This is a genomic window from Corynebacterium silvaticum (assembly GCF_002162115.2).
GTDB lineage: Bacteria > Actinomycetota > Actinomycetes > Mycobacteriales > Mycobacteriaceae > Corynebacterium > Corynebacterium silvaticum.
The window spans coordinates 1,279,189-1,300,865 of sequence record NZ_CP021417.2 but is presented as its reverse complement, the minus strand read 5'-3'; the positions used below and the strand labels follow the sequence as shown (position 1 = coordinate 1,300,865).

Below are 21,677 nucleotides of genomic sequence, written 5' to 3'. Positions count from 1 at the left end.
ACCGTGTTGTCGCCGCATTCCCACGCAGTAGCACCACACGCGGCTTTTACCAGGCGAATCACTGGCGTTGAAACTGAGTACGGGATAACGTGCGTGTCCGAGGGAGGCAGTCGTCGCTTAAACGCCGACGAGATTGCTCGGTATATGTTCCGGCCAGTAGTAGAGCGCTGGTCTAGCTCGAACGTCTTTGTTCCTAATGGTTCTCGCCTTTACCTCGATGTAGGCTCGCACCCGGAATACGCTTCCGCAGAATGCGACTCTTTAGCGCAACTCGTTGCCTATGATCGCGCCGGAGACGTCATTGTTAATGAACTTGCCGTTACTGCGGAAAAGCGCTTGGAGGCTGAGGGCATCGGCGGCAGCGTTTATCTTTTTAAAAACAACCTTGATTCTTTTGGTAACTCTTATGGTTGCCATGAAAACTACCTGGTAGGCAGAGATGTCGTCCTGAAAACCTTCGGCAAACAACTCTTGCCTTTTTTGATTACCCGCCAGCTCATCTGTGGCTCTGGATCTATTCAAAATGGAGAGTTCCAGATTTCTCAACGCGCCGATCACGTGTGGGAAGGCGTGTCGAGCGCGACGACGCGCTCTAGGCCGATCATCAATACTCGCGATGAGCCACACGCAGATTCCCACCGATTCCGGCGACTACACGTTATCGTTGGGGATTCCTCTATGTCTGAGGTAACCTGCGCCCTTAAAATCGGCTCCACCCAGTTAGTTTTAGAGATGATCGAGGCGGGCTTCGACCTGGCAGATCTAGAACTTGATAATGAGATTGCTGCTATTAGAGATGTCTCTCGGGATACAACGGGAAAGGCTCTTATCCAGCTCAAGAATGGTTCGCAACAACAAGCCATATCCATCCAGCGCAGTTACGCAGAAGCAGCACAACGGTGGCTCGACATCAGGGAAGAAACCGGCGGAACTAGCAACGCTGCTATGGCAGACATAGTAAATCTCTGGCTCAAGGTGACAGCAGCAATCGAATCGGGTGATGTGAGCGCACTAGAGCGCGATATCGATTGGGTAATAAAGCTCAGTATGCTGCAGAAGTACCAAGCTCGACTGGGATTGGCCGCACATGACTTCCAGCATCCCAAGCTCGCTCAAGTAGATCTGGCCTATCACGATATTCGTCCAGGTCGTGGACTTTTTCGTGTCTTAGAGGCTAAAGGGTTGGTTAATCGGTGGATCACTGACCAGGACATCCATCATGCAGTAGATAACGCCCCTGACACCACGCGCGCGGCACTACGCGGTAGGTTCCTACACGCAGCACCGCGTCTAGGAGCCCCTATTTCCACGGATTGGCTAAGACTCAAAGTTAATCGTCCGGAACCTCAGATCGTGGAACTGGCAGATCCTTTTTCTGCGGTTGACGAACGCGTGGAGGGGCTCATCTCTTACATGGAACAGCACGCAGATTCTTATGCCCAGGAAGGTGTCCACGAGTGAAAAAAGACACTGTCATGGAGAGGATCGTCAACGTTACTTTTGCTTTCCTTAATGCAGAAAGCCGCGGACATCACTATCTCACCGCAAAATGGATTATCGAACATGTTGAGGGGTATAAGAAAAACCCAGAGACAGGGGAGACCCGTTCTTATGAGGCAGCACATCAATTGTTCAAACGGGACCGCACAGCGCTACTACGCGCTGGTATTCCCATTGAGACAGTAGCCACTCATGCACATACTGCTTACCGACTCCAGACGGAAGAATACCCACTGAAAAAAGTGAATTTCACCGCCGAAGAGGCAACGGTTCTTGCACTTGCTGGACAGATGGGTCTGGGAGATGAACTAGCAACGTTTTCTCGTTCCGGGTGGACTAAGATCGCGGCCTCAGGCATTGATCGCGAGTTAACCGCCACACCTCGTTTCCATCCCGTAAACGACTGGAACTCTCTTTCGGCGTCTCACTTTGACTCAATATTAGAAGCCTGCCGGAGTAACAAGCGGCTTCGTTTTGAATACCTCCGTAATAAAGCATCTGAGCCGCAATGGCGAATCATGGATCCCTGGGGGATTGTTTCCCACCGAGATCGCTTGTACTTAGTCGGTTTTGACATCGAGCGACAAGAAAAACGAGTTTTCCGCATTACTCGCATCGTTTCTGTAGCAAAGCCAGAGTCCATCCCGTCCGAGGACACGTTTCATTCCCCGCAACCAGGGATAAACCTGCAAGAACTTGTAGAAGAGCAGCTAAGACAAGGCCAGGTGCTCGTCGACGCCACCGTAAGGGTTAAAGAAGGCCACGGGTTTGAGTTCAGCTCACGCGGTACCCGTAATCACGACGGGAGTTATTCGCTTATCGACGTTGACCTGGATTGGCTAATACGAACCGCCGTGGCCCTCGCTCCCTCGGCAGTAGTTGTTGAACCTCAGGACGTCATTTCAGACATAGTTTCTTTACTTTCTTCTGCAGCGAAGGAGACTTGATGGCTACGTCGAAAAGCAAAAATAGGCGTTTGACAGATCTTGTCCGCCTGCTTAACCTCCTGCCATATTTTGAAGCTCACCCAGGTCGCTCAATGATGGAGGCGGCTACAGATCTTGGACTTTCTCCTAGTCAAGTTCAAGAAGACCTCAGTCGACTATTCTGCTGTGGTCCAGGGACTTTTCCAGACGAGCTTATTGATCTCGATGCAGAACTGCGTTCGGTGACCGTGATCAATAATCAGGGGATGGCTGCACCTCTGCGGCTCACCCACACCGAGGCGGGTGCCCTTTTGCTTGCACTGGAAACGCTAGAGCAGGTACCAGGACTGGTAAAGCGCTCAGCTGTGCTATCAGCGGCCGAGAAATTACGGCAAACCATGGGGGAGGAGACCCATGGAATCTTTGACTCAACAGCTCTGGGGAATGACCTTGCGCCCGAGCCGGATCTAGAAACGATCCGGGAGTCGATGAGCATGCGCACTCAAATTGAGTTCGATTATTACAACCGTAATCGCGACGAGTTATCCCACCGTGTGGTGAGTGCGAGTCGCATCTTTACCAACGGAGGAGAGACATACCTCACAGCTTGGGAAGACTCCAGCGAATCCCACCGGACATTTCGGGTCTCAGCCATGAGTTCTCTTGCGCTCACCCAGCTCCGAGCTACCCCGCGACTGGAACGGGCCACCTTTGATGACTCAGACCCCTTTAACTTTTCTGCAACCTCGGAATTTGCCAAACTTGAGCTCTCGGCAGAAGCGCTCTGGCTTGCAGATACCGTCCCGTTAGACGTCGAGCAGATCAACGAGAAGGGATGGTATGAGGTGGTCCTTCCGCTGGCTTCCAGGGAATGGGTTATACAATTTGTGTTAAGCAACCTTGATCGGGTGCGCGTGTTAGCTCCACCTGATCTTGCTCAAACAGTACAAGATCGCGCCAAGCTCGCATCGAGCGTGTATGATCCAAAACGAGTAACAAGCAGCAAATAAACGCTGTTTTGGTCCTATGTCACAGTGAGGGGTACGCCATGAACCTTGGTCCTACCGAAATCATCATCATTTTATTCATTGTTATTCTGCTTTTTGGCGCCAAGAAGCTTCCAGACGCCGCCCGTTCGCTTGGCCGTTCTATGCGTATTTTCAAGTCTGAAGTCAAAGAAATGAGCAATGATGACCAGCGTGCCGAGCAGCAGCAGGCACAGCTGATGCAGCAGCCTTATGTCCAGCCACAAAATGGCATTGTTCCTCCGCAAACTCAGGATCCGGTTGAGTACCCAACCCAGCAGCAGCAACAGCAGAATCCCCAGCACGGATAAGCGTTTTATTTAGCTACCGTGTTCTGAATAAAAGCCTTGTGGTTCCTAGCGATCTGTGGAAACCACAAGGTCACTATTTTACGTTAAGGCAGTAGGCAGGAATCTTAATGAGCTCGGTTGAAGCTTCCCCGCAAGGTGGCGTTGTCCCACGCCGTGGGTTTAAGAAAGTGTTTACGAGGGCAAAGAAACAAAACCATAGTGAAATGTCCCTGGTCGAGCACCTTCAAGAGCTACGACGCAGGGTGATAATCTCTGTTTTTGCCGTGATAGTCACAACGATCATCGGTTTTATCTGGTATCAGCATGCCGTTAACCTCTACTGGTTTTCTATCCCTTCCCTGGGGGATATTCTCCGTGGTCCCTATTGCGATCTTCCTCCGCAAAAGCGCGCAGATCTTACCCATGATGGCACCTGCAGGCTGATAGCAACCGCACCGTTTGAGATGTTCATGCTGCGTCTTAAAGTGGGAGCATTGGCTGGCCTGGTCTTTGCATCGCCGATCTGGCTGTATCAACTCTGGGCTTTTATCACCCCTGGGCTCATGAAGAACGAACGGCGCTGGACGTTTTCGTTTGTCAGCATTGCTGTCTTGCTGTTTATCTTTGGTGCGGTTCTTGCCTACTTTGTTCTTGACTATGGTCTTGAATTCCTCCTAGGCATCGGTGACGATGTCCAAACCGCTGCACTATCTGGTGACCGTTATTTCAGCTTCATACTGGCGCTTCTTGCCATGTTTGGAGTGAGCTTTGAGGTTCCACTCATTATCGCAATGCTCAATATTGTGGGGGTTCTCCCATACGAAGTGATCAAAGATAAACGACGAATCATTACCGTTGTTTTGTTCATTTTTGCGGCTTTTATGACTCCCGGCCAAGACCCCTTCTCCATGCTTGCCCTCGGAGTGTCGCTCACCTTGCTCGTTGAATTCGCCATGCAATTTGCACGGATAAACGACAAACGCAGAAATGTCTCGCGGCCCAGCTGGATGGATCTTGATGACGAATCAGCGTCACCGCTTGATCTTCATGCAGGAGGAGTCGATTCGCCTAACCCTGTTACGGCTTCAGAACCTGTGTCTGCAGCTTCTACTGTCGAATCAAGCGGTGGCATTAATGCTCAACCTATTACTCGGCCTGCTCCGCTTAAGCAAACAAAACCCTTAGATTCTGGTACCAACTTCGACGACGTTCTCTAGGCACAGTAGCCTTAAGGCATGACGATTACGCCAGCCTCTGACTCTCATCTCCGCGAGTTCATCTCTCGGCAAAAGTTTCCCCTCGATGATTTCCAGCTTCAGGGATGCCAAGCCATTGAAGATGACCGCGGAGTTTTAGTATGCGCGCCGACAGGGGCAGGCAAAACTATAGTCGGAGAATTCGCAGTCTCGTTGGCGCTTTCTCGTGGCACCAAGTGCTTTTACACCACGCCGATCAAGGCGCTCAGTAACCAAAAATTCCATGACCTGGTTGAAGTCCATGGTGAAGAAGCTATTGGCTTGCTCACCGGGGATGTATCCATCAACCATGATGCCGACGTCCTAGTGATGACCACTGAAGTACTCCGAAATATGATCTACGCGCGGTCAGAGGCTTTAACCCGACTTACCCACGTGGTCATGGATGAGATCCATTTTCTGTCCGATAAGTCTCGCGGCGCGGTATGGGAGGAGGCGATCCTCGGTCTTGACGAATCTGTCAGCGTGGTTGGCTTATCCGCCACCGTCAGCAACTCGGAGGAATTTGGCCGTTGGCTGGAAACAGTCCGGGGAGACACCGAAGTTATTGTTTCTGAGCATAGGCCGGTTCCCCTTAATCAGTGGATGATGGTGGGACGCCGTATTCATCCGCTATTTGAGCCAGATTCAGGCGGTGAGGTCAACGCTTGGCTTGAAGATCACATCGATCGGTTAGAAGGTAACGAAGCGATCGACCGAGGGCGTGCTCAGTTCAAAGCTGGAGGCTTCCGTGCGCGTTCATCCGGAGAGTCTCATAGTTCACGTTCAGGCCGTCCGCGACAAGACCGGTATCGCCCTCTTGGGCGTCCGGAGGTTCTTGATGTTCTACAAAGCCAAGACATGCTTCCAGCAATCACCTTCATCTTTTCCCGTGCTGGATGTGAAGGCGCGTTATATCAATGCATGCGTTCCAGCATCGTACTCACGGATCAACAAGAGGCAGAAGAAATCGCCCGGATCGTCGATGCCGGAGTAGCCGGTATCCCGGAGGAGGACCTGAAAGTTCTTGATTTCCGCAAGTGGCGATCTGCGCTGATGCGTGGTTTCGCTGCACACCATGCTGGAATGTTGCCCGCTTTTAGGCATATCGTCGAAGAGCTTTTTACTAAAGGCCTCGTCCGCGCTGTTTTTGCCACGGAAACTCTCGCACTCGGCATTAATATGCCAGCCCGGACAGTCGTCCTAGAGAAACTCGTCAAATACAATGGTGAAGCTCACGTAGATCTCACTCCTGGTCAATACACACAGCTCACTGGCCGCGCAGGACGTCGTGGCATCGATATCAGCGGAAACGCTGTGGTCCAGTGGGCACCAGCAATGGATCCGCGTTCTGTGGCAGGGCTTGCATCAACACGAACCTACCCGCTCATATCGACCTTCTCGCCCGGCTACAACATGTCGGTTAACCTGCTTAAAACCATCGGTTTTACTCCAGCGCACCGGCTCTTAGAAAAGTCATTCGCTCAGTTCCAAGCAGATGGCAGCGTGGTGGACGTTGTGAGGAATATAGAGCGCTCGGAAGCACGGGTTAAAAAACTTGAAACGCAGCTCAGCTCTCATATACCCGAAGAAGATATTGAGAAGTTTTTAGAATACATTGATCTCAGACGCGAACTTACTGATGAGGAACGCAGGGCAAAACGGCACTCATTCGAACAACGTGAGATAGAGGTAGCTCGGATACTAGCCAGTCTTAATCTCGGAGACGTGATTGCTATGCCGGGCAAAAAGCGCCCGCTATTAGCCGTGGTTGTGCAGCCTTCCAATAACTCTTCCGATCCTAAGCCTTGGGTGACCATGGAATCTGGTTGGTCGGGGAGAGTAGATACCGCTGCTTTCCCGATGCCTCCTGTGGTGGTAGGCCATATGAAGCTCTCTCGTGCCACGATTGCTCAGCCTCGGAAAAACTCCAAGTACGTGGTCAGACAGTTTGAAAAACTCTCCTACTCTCGACCTAAGCGTCTTAAAGCGCAGCAGCGTAATCGTCCGACGGAAAAGATCACTGAGCTTCGCGCGCGCATACGTTCCCACCCAGCTCATCAGTGGGATAACAGGGAGGACCTTGCAAGGATCGGAGAAAAACTCGCGCGTGCGCAGAAAGAGACATCTCGACTACGTACCACGGTAGAAACCGCCACCGACACCCTTGGGAAGACGTTTGACCGGATCCTGGGACTACTCGGAGAACTCAACTACGTGGAGTTTATCGATGGCGTTCCAAAGGTAACGGAAGAAGGGGAGAATCTCGCCAAAATTCACAATGAATCGGATTTGCTGGTAGCTCAATGCCTCAAACGCGGAATCTGGGATGGACTCGATCCCGCAGAACTTGCCGGCGTTGTCAGCATGTGCACATTTGAGAATCGTAAGGAAACGCGTGGTGAGCCGGAAGCTGCGACAGAACCCATGGCCGCGGCAATGAACAACACACTCCGACTCTGGGATGAGCTCAGCGTTAATGAACGACGCTACCAGTTACCTGTAACCAAGTATCCCGAGGCTGGTTTTTCTTTAGCTGTTCATCAATGGACTGCTGGCGCGCCACTCGGTTATTGCCTCGCAGCTGCCGCAGAATCAGGGGCGGAGCTCACCGCAGGTGATTTTGTGCGGCAGTGCCGTCAGGTTATCGATCTACTTGAACAGATTAGATCAACTGCCTACAGCAATGAGACGAAAAAATCTGCTCGGTCTGCTATCGAAGCAATACGGCGCGGTGTGGTCGCTATAGGCAACTAGGTGGCGTCGATAAGCTTTAAGTTCTCTAGAATAAGCACTATGTCTATCAATGAATATCAAGGCTTTGCCCCTGAGGTCTATGCGCATAGGATCGCACGCGCGGCTGTTCTTGCCCGCGAATCGGGTCTAAGTGGACTCATTATCGGGGCAGGCGCGCAACTTGCCTATCTCACCGGTTCCTGGATCTCAACCCACGAGAGGCTTACGGCCCTGGTGATTCCGGCTTCCGGGGCTCAACCCACCCTTGTTGTGCCGGACGTAGATCGAGGCGACCTACGGAAATCTGCTGTTCCGCTTCTTGGTATCAACGTTCTCGGTTGGGTAGACGGACAAGACCCCTACGCTGCAGTGGTAGCTGCGCTGGGGGAGCCTTCTCACGCTACCGTTGGCATAGGAGAAGACCTCACGGCTAACCACTTGATATCGCTCCAAAATATCCTAGGGGAACAATCAGCTACGGTATTGGCAACCGCCGTTCTAGCCGAGTTGTTCGTGGCCAAGGACCCCGAAGAAATCGAGCAGCTACGAGCAGCCGGCCAGGCCATCGACAGGGTCCATGCGCAAGTGCCTTTCCTCTTGCAACCAGGGCGAACAGAAGCCGAAGTGGCCGAGGACTTGGCTGTGCTCATCAAGAAAGACCATTCCAAAGTCGACTTTGTGATCGTAGGAAGCCAGATCAATGGCGCTAATCCTCACCATGATTATTCGGATCGCGAGCTCGTACTCGGAGACATGGTTGTAGTTGATATCGGCGGTACCTATGGTGTGGGCTACCACTCGGATTGCACCCGAACCTATGTTGTTGGGGGCGACGCTGACCTCTTAGAAACAGAAGCACGGCAAATGTACGACGTGCTTTTCCGTGCGCAGGAAGAAGCGGTTAAAGCTATTCAAGCGGGAGTCACCGCAGCAAGCATTGATAAAGTAGCCCGCGATATTATCTCGGAGGCAGGTTACGGTCACGCGTTCATCCACCGCACCGGCCATGGCATTGGCTTATCGACGCACGAAGAGCCCTTTATCATGGAAGGAAACGATCTTGTCCTCCAACCAGGCATGGCGTTTTCCGTCGAACCCGGCATTTATCTCGAAGGCCGTTTCGGCGCCCGTATTGAGGACATCGTCGTGGTAACAGAAAACGGCTGCGAATGCCTCAACAACCAGCCACGGACGCTCCAGTGACTTCTACCGTTCGTACCCTGCTTGTTCTTGGTGCCACCAGCGAAATCGGCGGGCAGATAGCACGGCTCCTGGCACCCGGCCGTCGTGTAGTTCTCGCCGCGCGTCGCACTGAAGATCTCAAAGACCTTAGCGCGGAGCTCATGGCGTTGGGAGCCGTGTCAGTGCAGACTGAATTTTTCGATGCTTCTGATCTGCACTCCCATCGGAAGGTAATAGAGAATTCCGGCGATATTGAACATGCCATAGTGTGTTTCGGCATTCTCGGAGATCAAGAGATCGCCGAAGTTGATGAGCACCATGCTGCGGACATCGCCACGATAGACTACATGGCACAGATTGTTGCACTTACTGTCCTCTCTGATCGCATGAAGCATAACTCTCAGCCCAGTACCATCACGGCTTTCTCGTCTATCGCTGGTTGGCGAGCTCGACGAGCTAACTACGTCTACGGGTCAACCAAAGCTGGATTAGACGCCTTTTGCCGAGGCCTCAGCATGGCTGTGCATGCAACGAATCTCCGCATGATCACTGCCCGACCTGGTTTTGTGATCGGAAGAATGACTGCTGGAATGTCTCCTGCTCCTATGTCTGTGACACCGGATGTTGTGGCCCGAGCGGTCGTACAGGAGATCAACAATGGAAAGGGGTCCACCACACTGTGGATACCTCGGCGCCTCATGGCGCTAGCCTTCCTCATGCGTGTGGTTCCTAGCTCAATTTGGCGGCACATGCCACGCTGATCACAGCGAATAGCTTTTGTATCGCTAAAATTTTTTCTATGAGTACGGAAGCGACCTCGTTACGGCGTATTGCGGTAGGGGATTCAGTAGCCAAAACGGGTTCTATCACTGTGGTGGGGATTAGCGCCGGTGGGGTAGACGAGCTGGGATCTCAAGCGCGCGAGGCAATCTATAACGCGGACGTGATCATTGGCTCGTGGCGTCAGCTAGGGCTCGTCCCTGACAATATCCCAGCGGAACGCCGCCCATGGCCGTCTCCGATGCTTCCCAAGATCCCGGAGATTTTTGCAGAGCTGACAGATCATAATGTGGTGGTCTTAGGCTCAGGCGACCCGATGTTCCATGGCATCGGGTCAACACTCATGCGTATGCTTCCACAGCATTCGATTACAGTGATCCCGCATAGCTCTTCAGCATCCTTGGCGTGCGCGCGTCTAGGGTGGCCCCTTGACAAGACTCCCGTTTATAGCTTGGTCACCAACACCGTAGATCATCTCGTGCTTCCGGTACAGCGGGGTGGAGATTTCCTGGTGCTCGGGCAAGATGAAAAAACTCCTGCCCGTATCTGCGACCTTTTAATTGAACTCAACCAATCAGACGCAAAAATAATCATACTTAGCGATTTGGGTAGCTCCGATGAGGCAGTTGCTGCAGGAACTGCAGAAAATCCTCCTACTGCTACGAGCGCCCTCAACGTTATTGCTGTCTCTCTACAACGTGCGGGTGAGAGCATGCTCCCTGGGCTTTCCGACACCCACTATGCCTCCGATGGCCAGCTCACTAAACGTCACATCCGAGCTCTTACGCTCTCGGCTTTGGCACCCCGTCAAGGCGAGACATTGTGGGATATTGGTGGGGGTTCTGGTTCCATCGCTATCGAGTGGCTTAGATCCACACCCGGAACAACTGCCGTTTGCTTTGAAGTAGTTGAGGAACGCCGCAACCGCATCGCAGAAAACGCACGGACACTAGGCGTTATCGACCGCTTAGCCATCCATAATGGAGCACCGCAATCTTTCGACGAGGTTCCTGCATCTCCGGACGTCATATTCATCGGAGGTGGCCTCACAGCACCTGGGGTCTTTGATGCCGCATGGGCTAGGCTTCCGATAGGCGGCCGTCTTGTAGCTAACGCAGTGACAATTGAAAGCGAATCGATGCTCTGGGAGCTAAGACAAGCATTGGGCGGAACCATGGCGCGTTTCGATATTTCACAGGACCATAACGTGGGATCTTTTACCACGATGAAGCCAGCGCTGCCGGTAGTCCAGTGGGTTATTACCAAACTCAACGCCACTGCTCATTAGTAAAACTGTAGAAAATTAAAGGTAAAAATGACTGTTTATTTTATTGGTGCTGGTCCAGGTGCCGCTGACTTGTTAACGCTACGCGCACAAAAACTCATCAGCACCTGCCAAGTGTGTATGTACGCCGGTTCCATTGTTCCGCCTGAGGTCTTGGACTCCGTCCCGGAAAATGCTGAAGTCACCAATACCGCTCGTATGCCGTTAGATGAAATCACCCGGCGCATTCTCGACGCACACGCCGATGGAAAAGATATCGCACGGCTGCATTCCGGCGATCCTGCTATCTATTCTGCAGTGGCCGAACAAGCCCGGCGTCTCACCGCGCATGGCGTGGATTATCAGATAGTGCCTGGGGTACCTTCCTTTGCAGCTGTTGCTGCGGCATTAGGCCACGAGCTCACCGTGCCTACGGTAGGTCAAACTGTCATCTTAACGCGTGTATCCGGACGAGCTTCGGCAATGCCGGAGGGGGAGGATCTGACCACGCTGGGGCAAAGCGGAGCCACGTTATGCATACATTTAGCAGCCTACGATATCGACCGCGTGGTAGCAGAGCTCATCCCTAATTATGGCGAGGACTGCCCGGTCGCCGTTGTCGCTTTTGCCTCCCGCCCAGAGGAGAAAATCGTTCGGGGAACTCTCGCAGATGTTGCAGCAAAAGTAAAAGAATCAGGCATTACTCGCACAGCGATCATCGTTGTCGGTCGGGTTTTAGCTGCCGAAGGCTTCCCGGATTCTTTCCTTTATTCCGATGGACGTCCTCGCGATGCAGAAGGAAGGACTATTCCATGCGCGCACTGATTCTTGGTGGCACTGGCGAGGCCAGGGACGTCGCCCAGTTGCTTTACGACGCTGGCTGGCATGTCACTAGCTCGCTCGCTGGAAGAGTTGCAAACCCTAAACTACCTGTAGGAGAAGTGCGCATTGGTGGTTTTGGCGGGCCTATGGGTCTTACCCAATGGTTGATCAAGGAAGGCGTAGAAGTAGTCATCGACGCCACGCATCCTTTTGCTGAGCGCATTAGCATTTCTGCTGCGGAAGCCACGAGAGCAACGGGAATTCCGCTTATTGCCCTCCATCGTCCAGCGTGGGTAGCTGGCCCCAGAGATCGTTGGCGGCCTGTCTCTTCAATGGTCGAGGCAGCCCGCCTAGCTGCTAGAGACTACCACCATATTTTTCTCACTATCGGCCGCCAGCAACTTGCGCCTTTTGCCGAGGATCCCCATAACTTGTATGTGGTACGCACCGTGGAACCTCCGCAAGTGCCGCTTCCACCACGGCACCGACTGATTATGTCTCGTGGTCCTTTTACCGTAGCTGAGGAAAAGAAGCTCATGGTGGATAACCAGATTGATTGCGTTGTAACCAAAAATTCTGGAGGTCCTTTAACAAGCGCTAAATTGGACGCAGCGCGCGAGCTTGGCGTTGACGTCATCATGGTCCAACGCCCTGTTTTGCCTCACGCTGCATACACAGCAACGTCTGCGGCAGAAGTCATGGACGCCATACAGAAGCTCTAAGGCTAACGCGCGTTATCCACACGGTGCTTGACGCGCGTAAAATACATCAGGGTCATCACTGCTAAAAAGCCGATTCCTACGGCAAGAGCTAGATGGTATTCAGGAAGCCACACCATGATTCCAAAAGTAAAAGCGATAAAGCCGATGGCAAAGTATTGCCCCCACGGCCACAGAGGAACTTTATAGCCCAGGGCGGATACTTCTGTAGCACTCATTTTCCTCCGTGAGAAGAGATGCGCCAGAAGAATCATCAGCCAGACATATACGGTGGCAAACGTGGCTAATGCTGCAACGACCTCAAAAACACGGTCAGGCAGTACCACGTTGAGGGCCGCTCCGATGATTAGCACGATGACCAAAATAACCGTGGTCATGACAGGGACATTACGGTAGGTATGCGCCATCGCTTTCGGCGCAAGGTTTTGCTTTGCTAGTCCAGTAAGGACTCGTCCCGCGCCAAATAAGTCCGCATTAATCGCCGACAATGCCGCCGCAATCACCACTACGTTCAGCAGGTCCGCCGCCCACGTTACTCCGAGGGAATCAAATATTTGCACGAAAGGAGACTCGTCTCCAGTAATAGTCCGCCACGGGTTGATCAACAAGATCACTAAAACCGCGAGAACATAAAAAGCAAAATACGCAGAGGAACAGTATTAATCGCTTGTGGAATCGACTTTTCTGGATTTTCTGCTTCTGAGCCTGCCACACCGATAATTTCAGTGCCGCCGAAGGCAAAGAGCACCAACATGAAGGACGCAATCATCCCCTTTATGCCGTTAGGGAAGAAACCACCGTCTGCAACGAGATTTGCAGGCCCAGTCTCTGCGTTACTCAGACCAAAAACAAGTACTGCCGCGCCACCAACGATCATCGCAATAACAGCGCCGACTTTGATGAGAGTGAAAAAGAATTCCAGTTCCCCGAATGCTTTTACAGTAGCTATGTTCGCCGCGCCCACTATCAGCAGAGTCACCACGACCCATACCCACTGGGAGACATGTGGAAGCCAAAACTTCATATAGATACCGATTGCAGTGAGGTCGGCCAAACAGACTATGACCATTTCAAAAGCAAACATCCACCCGGTGATGTAGCCAGCCCAGCCGCCCATATGTTCACGTGCATATTCCGCAAAGGATCCGGAAATAGGGTTGCGAACAGCCATTTCGCCCAATGCCCGAAGCATGAAATAAACTACCGCGCCACCAAGCACATAGACAAGCAAGACTGAAGGACCTGCTGCTTGTATCGCCCCAGCTGAACCATAAAAAAGACCGGAGCCGATGGCGGATCCTAAGGCAATGAAATGAAGGTGCCGATGTTTTAAGCCACCGTTGCGTCTAATCCGAGAAGTCCGAACCTGCCGCTGCTTTGTATTAATCGGTAACTCTGCCACGGATTGAGCAGGGGAGCCACTATCATTGGCGCTCATCGCAATGAGTCCTTTCTAAAAAGACCTCTCCGCCTACGGAATGAGGCCGCAGCTAAGATCTCACCAATGCAATAACGCGTATTCATCCGAACACGAAGTTTCTTGCCCCACGGTTTTCGTGCCGGCTTCAGCTACCCGGAATAGTCTAGACCGCTTTGTATTCAGTGCATATAACAGCCGTTCACAGCTCTTATTCGAGTCGCATCCTTAACCTATAGGCTACCGCGGTTTTTACACAGCGATAGCCTTCTGGGTTACTCGTAGCGTCGTGAAGTAAAAACGCGGATACCATCCGCACCCATGTACTGGTGCGTTGTCGACGCCCCCACGATCACCATTGTACGCATATCAACGATGTCTGGATCAAAGTCTCGCAGAGCCGTGACCACAACTTTTTCCTGGTCGGACCCCACAGCACGAGCCACAATGACGGGGGTATCTTCCGGCTGGTATTCCAAAACAATGTCCCTGAGTTTTGCTACCTGCCAGCGTCGCTCTTTTGAAGCGGGGTTATAGCAGGCAAAAGCCATGTCAGCACCTGCGAGCGCACGGATACGCTTTTCCACGATCTCAAAGGGCTTGAGCCGGTTAGACAAAGAGATCATCCCAAAATCATGGCCTAGCGGTGCACCTACTTGAGATGCCACGGCTTGCGCCGCGGTCATACCGGGGATAATACGAACCGGCACCTCGCGCCATTGTTCATCATCGGCTGTCTCTAGAACTGCCGCAGCCATGGCAAACACGCCGGGATCTCCAGAAGAAACCACCGCAACTTTTCTTCCCTGTTTTGCCATGTCTAAGGCCATGGCTGCGCGCTCAGCTTCCACCTTGTTGTCGGAGAGGTGTCGGCGTTGCCCGGCGCGCAGGGGCACGCGGTTGACATAGGTGGAGTATCCAACAATATCGGTGGCGTTTTTTAATTCTGCGGTGGCCTCGGGTGTTATCCACCGTGAGGAACCAGGCCCGAGGCCTACGACTACGACTTCACCTAGAGTACCATCCTGGCAGCACTCTTCGTGCGATACACCATGTTCTTGGTGCACCAACGAGGGGACAACAGCTACTGCGAAATAAGGAATAGAATCCGGATCGGCTTCAAGTACAGGGATTGTGCTTTGCCCCTCCATACCTACGCGCTTTACCACGTACGCCCGATCAGCAACTCCTGCATCGATGAGGCACTGTCGAACTTTTTTAAACGTACGGCCCAGTTTCATCACAACCGCTGTGTCACAATCGAGAAGTCGCTGCGTTAATTCAGCACTAGGAAGCGTTCCTGGGATGATCGAGAGAACTTCATCATCCTCAGATAGTGGCATGCCCAAGACATCAGCTGCAGCAGTAATAGAGGGGATTCCTGGGATGATCTCTGCCGGAAATTCTTCTGCAAGATATTTGTGTAAGTGCTGGTACGAGCTATAAAGCATAGGGTCACCCAGCGCCAACACGGCGACGGTTTTGCCTTGCTGTAGATACGTGCGGAGTCGCTGGATAGCATCAAGGTAGAAGTCGGCCATGGCCCCGGCGTATCCACCAGGATGATCAGTGATTCCCGTAGTCACTGGGTATTCCAGAAGCACGTGCTCTTGCGAGTCCGTTAAATAAGCTTCGGCGATCTTCCGCGCAGCCGAGGTCCCGTTAGATCGAGCATGATAAGCAACCACGTCTGCGGCTTGGATAGCTTTGATCGCTTTGACCGTTAACAGTTCGGGATCGCCAGGACCTACACCTACACCAATGAGTCTTGCCTTGCTCACGGGAGTATCTCCTTTTCTGTGGCAAGAGCATTAATGGCGGCGCATGTGATTGCAGACCCGCCACGACGCCCATGGACGGTAACAAACTCAGTACCAAGATCTGCAGCCACATTGGATAAAGCTGCCTTGGATTCGGCAGCGCCGATGAATCCTACGGGGATACCGATAATTGCGGCGGGGTGCGGCCGGGTGGAATCTTCGGCAAGCCAGTTCATCAAGTGGAAGAGCGCTGTAGGGGCGTTGCCGATAGCCACGATGGCGCCGTCGAGACGCTCAGCCCATAGTTCTACTGCCGCGGCAGATCGGGTTGTGCCGAGTCGGGCTGCAAGTTCTGGGATGCGTTCGTCTTGAAGCAAACACACCACATCGTTATTGGCGGGGAGTCGTTTACGAGTTACTCCGCTTTTCACCATGTTCACGTCAGTAAAAATGGGGGCTCCCGCTTTGAGCGCGTTTCGAGCTGCGGGAACAAGGTTCGCCGAGAACGCAATGTCCTCGGCGAGGTCTACCTCACCGGCGGCATGAATCATACGGACAGCAACTTGTGCTTGGTCTGGATCAAAGTTACTGAGATCGGATTCCTCACGAATCATCGCAAAGGATTGACGGTAAATCTCATTGCCGTCGGTGATGTAGTCAAAACTCACCTTGCTGATACCTCGTACTCTCCGTCGCCGGTGGCAACGTATTCCGTGTGATGGGATAGGGGATGACCGCAACGACGGTCGCACCCTGAAAAGTGTACAAGGCCCTCTGGTGCTTTACCTGAAAGGACCAACTGCGTTGCATCATTTTGGGTGTTGGATAAAGATTTCTGGCACCCCGGCAGGCCGGTGCACGCAGTTACTCGTAGCCATGGTGATTCCTGGTCAAAAAGCAGCCCGAGCGGTGCGAGTACTTTAACCACGGCATCCGCATCATGGTGCGGAAGATCATGAATCACGATTGATGCCCAGGGAGTAATCGTTGTCTCTGCATCTATAGCGCTCAAGATATCGGCAACCTGCGCGGTGAGGAAGCCAAAGCGGAGACCTGCTCCCAAAGAAACGCGTTCATCGCCAAGGTCAATCCAACCAACCGGACGCGCAGATCCCTCAATGACGGGAGGAGTTACCAGCTGTGTGTCCACAGCAAAGTGCGTCTGAACTTGGTCAAGGATGTGCGCGCGTATGGACGGGCTTTCATGGAGACGCCACGAGTCTTCACGATTTTCTTGCCACATGCGCGCAGCGAAAGTGAGTACCTCGGGGATGATCTCTAGGCTATTCAGATGAATCTCGGTAACCTGCCCGCCCAGGATCATATGGTGCGCATCATCAATTGCGATAACACCAAAGTCTGGCCTTTGGCTCAGGATGTCGCCTTCGCCCGCGTCAAAACCAAAGAGGGTACGCCCAGACAAGCCAGAGACTACATCATCACTTAAAAGCGCAGCGTCTAAGCTTTCCACCAGCGGCCATAGCTCAGGGTGCAGGGGAGAGGCCAGGATATTCCTGATCTTGTCGTGGCTCCGCGAAGGCAAGAACCCAGACTCTTCCACCACAGTGGCAAACTGTGCTTCATCTTTCACGCCGCGGAACTGCATATTGCCACGGGTTGTGATGTGGATTGTTCCGTCGCCAAGCTCGCGAGCGATCTGGGCAATCGTTTTCCATTGTTCTGTGCGTACTCGCCCGCCGGGGAAGCGGACGCGTCCGATAGATCCGTCCGTAGCGTGATGCAGCTTAAGTGCACCAGGACACATGTCAGAACGGCTACGGTCTGGGTGAGCAATCAGTACTGCTGATTGCGAGAGTTTAGGGTGGGTCATGCGCAACATGATAGTAAAAACAAACACACTTAAACCAACATTGTGACCTGTAAAACTTTGTTGAAATAAACACTTTTCTTAAGTTTTCTGACACTTTGCGCTCTGCACATGCCTGATAAGAATGGCGGATCCACAGAACGATCACACCGTTAGCGAGCGCTTTTACCCCCATACATGCCCAACTCGTAAAGCAGATTGGCTAAGGTAGTACACGCCCTTGGGCATGCTGTTAAAAAACAACGTAATAATGAAAACAGAGAACCGCATTGTGGTTCCCATGGTGTTGTGTACACGCTGAATAAGCCCAGCCTAGAGCGCCGAATTATTGTCGGAAAAGCTTATCTTCATGTGTCGATGAATCCGGTGAAATTCCGGACGGTCGCACCACTGTTATAGCCAGACCATCGACTTCATGAAAACCACGTGCCGCAACCGCCTTCTTAAACAACGCCGTCGATGGGCGCGTCACCCACGAAAGGACACCTTGCCTCGCATGATCACGCTTTTGTCTACATCGGATACAGATCTCCTTTCGGCCAAAGTAGCGGGAGAAACTGATAACGTCAGCTTCCATTGTGCTAACCCAAACTATGTCTCCGAGGAAAAACTCGACGAGCTTATCGCACAGACTGACGTCTTTGTCGTCCGTCTTTTGGGAGGAAAACGCGCATGGGAATCCGGCTTAGAGCAGATCCTCGCCTCTTCGGTTCCGTTGGTAGCCGTTTCCGGCGAACTCGCAGTGGACGCTGAGCTCACCGAGCTATCCACCGCACCGGCAGGAGTTGTCACCACAGCCCATACGTACTTAGCCGAGAGCGGCCAATCTAATTTTATAAACCTGCATAATTTCCTCTCCGATACGCTGCTTTTCACCGGCTTAGGCTTTGAAGAACCACAGCATATGCCGGTGTGGGGACACCTGGACAGAACCTCCACGGTTACGGTCCCACCGCAGGCTCCCCGGATCGGCATTATTTATTACCGCGCACAGCATTTAGCAGGTAACACCGCCTACATTGAAGCCCTCTCCCGCGCCATCGAAGAAAAAGGCGGACTACCCGTACCAATTTTTGCTGCATCCCTGCGCCAAGCATCAGAAGAATTACTCCAAGAACTGCGCACATGCGATGCCTTAATCACCACCGTGCTCGCGGCTGGCGGCACAAAACCGGCTACCGTAGGAGCTGGCGGAGACGATGAAACGTGGGACGTCGCAAAGCTTGCAGCTCTCGACGTGCCCATCATCCAAGGTCTTGCGCTCACCAATGCGCGCTCCGAATGGGAAGACAACGACGAGGGACTCAGCCCTCTCGATGTAGCCACCCAAATCGCAGTACCAGAATTCGACGGGCGACTCATCTCCGTACCGTTCTCCTTCAAAGAATACGACTCCGACGGCCTCATCTCCTATGTACCCGATGCCGAACGATGCTCCCGCCTTGCCGGAATAGCCATCCGCCACGCGGCACTACGGACTATCGAGAATAAAGACAAAAAACTCGTCCTCATGCTCTCTGCATACCCCACCAAGCACGCCCGCATCGGCAACGCCGTGGGGCTCGACACTCCGCTTTCTACGCTTCGCGTCCTTCAAGCCCTCAATAACGCAGGCTACGATCTCGGTAACACCAGCGAAATACCGGGGTACTCAGAAGACAGCGCTCATGATGGAGACGCGTTAATGCACGCCATCATCGCGGCAGGTGGACACGACCCAGAATGGCTCACCGACGAGGTAATCAAGAATAATCCCCTCAAACTTTCCCAAACGGATTATCTCAACTTCTTTGCATCCTTATCGCAAGCAATGCAAGACAAGATGACCCAACACTGGGGACAAGCCCCCGGCACTCATTACGTCAACCAGGAAACCGGCGAACTCTACATAGCTGGACTGCAGTTTGGCAACATCGTCGTAATGGTGCAACCACCCCGCGGCTTCGGCGAAAACCCTGTCGGCATCTATCACGATCCCGATCTCCCCGCCAACCATCACTACCTAGGGGTCTACTATTGGCTCCGGGAAATCTTTGGAGCCAATGCCATCGTACACATGGGCAAGCACGGGAACATGGAATGGCTACCCGGGAAAAACGCAGGTCTTTCCGCTGAATGCTACCCGGACCAAGCAATCAGCGAGCTACCACTCATTTATCCCTTCCTTGTCAACGACCCAGGGGAAGGAACACAAGCCAAAAGACGAGCCCATGCAACACTTGTCGACCACATGATTCCGCCCATGGCGCGCGCCGAAAGCTACGGAGACATCACCCGACTCGAACAGCTTCTCGACGAGCACGCAAACATTGCGTCCATGGATCCCGCCAAACTCCCCGCTATCCGCCAAGAAATCTGGACTCTGCTTCAAGCAGCAAAAATGGACAAAGACCTTGGTTGGGAAGAACGCCCTGACGAAGACGCCTTTGATGATCAAATCATGGAGATCGACGGATGGCTCTGCGAGATCAAAGACGCAGCCATACGCGGCGGACTCCATATCCTAGGAGAAGCAGTCACCGGGGAAGTCCGCATCGAGCTCGTTCTCGCAATGCTGCGCGCCCGCCAACTCTGGGGAGGCGACAAAGCAGTACCAGGTCTACGCGAATCCCTAGGATTATCCGAAGCCGGCGATGAAACCCTCGGCAGGGTAGATGCAGTAGAAAAAATCGCCCATGCTCTTCTCATAGAGCTCGACGCCGCAGACTGGAACCCCAACAGTGTGGACTCCATCCTGGACGCAACCGAACTACCTGGAAACGCAAACAAAGAAGAACTAGCCAAGCTCCTCAGCTTTGCATGCAAGGAAATCATCCCCCGACTAGCCCAATCAGAGCGGGAAATCGACCAGATCCTCCGCGCACTCGATGGAGGTTTTATTGAAGCAGGTCCCTCCGGCTCCCCCATGCGAGGCCTAGTCAACGTCCTACCCACGGGGCGCAACTTCTACTCAGTCGATCCCAAATCACTCCCATCCCGCCTAGCATGGGAAACCGGCCAACTCCTCGCAGATTCCCTCATCGAGCGATACCGGGCAGAACACGAAGGAGACTACCCAACATCCGTCGGGCTTTCCGTCTGGGGAACCTCCGCCATGCGCACCTCCGGAGACGACATCGCCGAAGTATTCGCGCTCCTTGGAGTGCGCCCCGTATGGGATGAAGCATCGCGCCGGGTGGTTGACCTAGAAGTAATATCGCTCGAAGAACTCGGACGACCACGCATCGACACAACAGTCCGCATTTCTGGTTTCTTCCGCGACGCGTTCCCTCACGTGCTTGCGCTTATCGACGATGCCGTCCAGCTAGTGGCCCATCTCGACGAGCCGCTAAACATGAACTACATCAAGGCCCATGCGCTTGACGAAGCCCAGCACGACCACGTACGACGCATTTTCGGCTCAAAACCAGGCACATATGGAGCCGGGCTGCTTGAGCTCATCGAGTCCGGCACCTGGCGCGATGATAAGGACCTTGCGGATGTCTATACCGCGTGGGGCGGCTACGCCTACGGCCGCGGTATGAGCGGGGTAGAAGCCGCTGACGATATGCGCACTGCTTATCGACGAATCCAGGCCGCCGCAAAGAACGTGGACTCCAAGGAACACGATATCGCCGACTCCGATGATTACTTCCAATTCCACGGCGGCATGATTGCTACAGTGCGTGCACTCACCGGCAAAGACCCTGAAGCCTATATCGGCGACTCGACGCGTCAGGAAACCGTCAAAACCCGCACTTTGCATGAGGAATCGCGCCGGGTTTTCCGTGCCCGCGTGGTCAACCCACGGTGGATTGCGGCTATGCGCAAGCATGGATATAAGGGCGCCTTTGAGATGTCCGCTACCGTTGATTATCTCTTTGGATACGATGCGACCACCGGGCTCATGGACGATTGGATGTATGAGACGCTGACGGATACATACGTGAAGGATCCAGAGAACAAAGAATTCTTCGAGGCATCTAACCCTTGGGCACTCCGCGATATTTCCGAACGCCTGCTTGAGGCTGCAGATCGTGGCCTATGGGAAAACCCCACAGCAGAAGCCTTGGATACCCTGCGTGGAACCTTCCTAGAGATGGAAGGCGCCTTGGAAGAAGATTCTCTCAATAAAAGTGAGAGTCTGACGGCCCCAGAAGCTGCTGAAACTGCTAGAGCATCATCGATAAGACAAAAACAGTAAAGTAAGGGCT

14 protein-coding genes and 2 pseudogenes are annotated in these 21,677 nt (G+C 53.1%); 12 read left to right on the top strand and 4 right to left on the bottom strand.

The features are described 5' to 3' along the window. Window positions 1-3: 3 nt before the first annotated feature. The 11 genes from pafA to CBE74_RS18480 all read left to right on the top strand — a co-directional run bounded on the left by pafA (window position 4) and on the right by CBE74_RS18480 (window position 12,482). Window positions 4-1,461, top strand: coding sequence for a Pup--protein ligase (pafA, locus tag CBE74_RS18530; RefSeq protein ID WP_087453966.1), 1,458 nt, complete (start codon window positions 4-6; stop codon window positions 1,459-1,461). Further along, window positions 1,458-2,447 carry a helix-turn-helix transcriptional regulator gene (locus CBE74_RS18525; protein ID WP_087453965.1) on the top strand — a complete coding sequence of 330 codons (990 nt, stop codon included), beginning with the start codon at window positions 1,458-1,460 and terminating at the stop codon, window positions 2,445-2,447. The genes pafA and CBE74_RS18525 overlap by 4 nt, the downstream gene beginning before the upstream one ends. Beyond that, a complete protein-coding gene (locus tag CBE74_RS18520; protein ID WP_087453964.1) occupies window positions 2,447-3,436 on the top strand; it encodes a helix-turn-helix transcriptional regulator in 990 nt (329 codons plus the stop codon). Before CBE74_RS18525 ends, CBE74_RS18520 begins: the two co-directional genes overlap by 1 nt. A gap of 38 nt (window positions 3,437-3,474) precedes the next feature. Further along, on the top strand, window positions 3,475-3,762 hold the full coding sequence (gene tatA / locus CBE74_RS18515; protein WP_087453963.1) for a Sec-independent protein translocase subunit TatA: 288 nt from the start codon (window positions 3,475-3,477) through the stop codon (window positions 3,760-3,762). Between the two features lie 107 nt (window positions 3,763-3,869). Then, window positions 3,870-4,958 (top strand): twin-arginine translocase subunit TatC, encoded by a 1,089-nt coding sequence (tatC, locus tag CBE74_RS18510; RefSeq protein ID WP_087453962.1) that lies wholly within the window; start codon window positions 3,870-3,872, stop codon window positions 4,956-4,958. A gap of 18 nt (window positions 4,959-4,976) precedes the next feature. Beyond that, window positions 4,977-7,733: a DEAD/DEAH box helicase gene (locus CBE74_RS18505; protein WP_087453961.1), complete on the top strand. Its 2,757-nt coding sequence runs from the start codon at window positions 4,977-4,979 to the stop codon at window positions 7,731-7,733. A 39-nt stretch (window positions 7,734-7,772) separates the two neighbouring features. Continuing rightward, on the top strand, window positions 7,773-8,915 hold the full coding sequence (locus CBE74_RS18500; RefSeq protein WP_087453960.1) for a M24 family metallopeptidase: 1,143 nt from the start codon (window positions 7,773-7,775) through the stop codon (window positions 8,913-8,915). After that, window positions 8,882-9,655, top strand: coding sequence for an SDR family oxidoreductase (locus CBE74_RS18495; protein WP_087453959.1), 774 nt, complete (start codon window positions 8,882-8,884; stop codon window positions 9,653-9,655). Before CBE74_RS18500 ends, CBE74_RS18495 begins: the two co-directional genes overlap by 34 nt. A 38-nt stretch (window positions 9,656-9,693) precedes the next feature. Beyond that, window positions 9,694-10,962, top strand: coding sequence for a precorrin-6y C5,15-methyltransferase (decarboxylating) subunit CbiE (gene cbiE, locus CBE74_RS18490; RefSeq protein WP_087454885.1), 1,269 nt, complete (start codon window positions 9,694-9,696; stop codon window positions 10,960-10,962). Window positions 10,963-10,989: 27 nt separating this feature from the next. Then, the gene (cobM, locus tag CBE74_RS18485) at window positions 10,990-11,763 is read left to right on the top strand and encodes a precorrin-4 C(11)-methyltransferase (protein ID WP_087453958.1); all 774 of its coding nucleotides are present in this window, start codon (window positions 10,990-10,992) and stop codon (window positions 11,761-11,763) included. Continuing rightward, window positions 11,751-12,482: a cobalt-precorrin-6A reductase gene (locus CBE74_RS18480; protein ID WP_087453957.1), complete on the top strand. Its 732-nt coding sequence runs from the start codon at window positions 11,751-11,753 to the stop codon at window positions 12,480-12,482. Before cobM ends, CBE74_RS18480 begins: the two co-directional genes overlap by 13 nt. A gap of 2 nt (window positions 12,483-12,484) precedes the next feature. Here the strand turns inward: CBE74_RS18480 and CBE74_RS18475 are convergent. From CBE74_RS18475 to CBE74_RS18460, 4 genes and pseudogenes are all read right to left on the bottom strand, one after another. Then, a pseudogene (locus CBE74_RS18475) lies at window positions 12,485-13,917 on the bottom strand (amino acid permease). Between the two features lie 254 nt (window positions 13,918-14,171). Further along, window positions 14,172-15,677 carry a precorrin-3B C(17)-methyltransferase gene (cobJ, locus tag CBE74_RS18470; protein WP_087453956.1) on the bottom strand — a complete coding sequence of 502 codons (1,506 nt, stop codon included), beginning with the start codon at window positions 15,675-15,677 and terminating at the stop codon, window positions 14,172-14,174. After that, window positions 15,674-16,324, bottom strand: a complete 651-nt coding sequence (locus tag CBE74_RS18465; protein WP_087453955.1) for a precorrin-8X methylmutase — start codon at window positions 16,322-16,324, stop codon at window positions 15,674-15,676. The genes cobJ and CBE74_RS18465 overlap by 4 nt, the downstream gene beginning before the upstream one ends. Continuing rightward, window positions 16,321-17,496 carry a precorrin-3B synthase gene (locus CBE74_RS18460; protein WP_087454883.1) on the bottom strand — a complete coding sequence of 392 codons (1,176 nt, stop codon included), beginning with the start codon at window positions 17,494-17,496 and terminating at the stop codon, window positions 16,321-16,323. The genes CBE74_RS18465 and CBE74_RS18460 overlap by 4 nt, the downstream gene beginning before the upstream one ends. Before the next feature lie 484 nt (window positions 17,497-17,980). Between CBE74_RS18460 and cobN the strand changes: the two are divergent. Next, window positions 17,981-21,589, top strand: a pseudogene (cobN, locus tag CBE74_RS18455) (cobaltochelatase subunit CobN); the annotation flags it as partial. Between the last annotated feature and the right edge of the window lie 88 nt (window positions 21,590-21,677).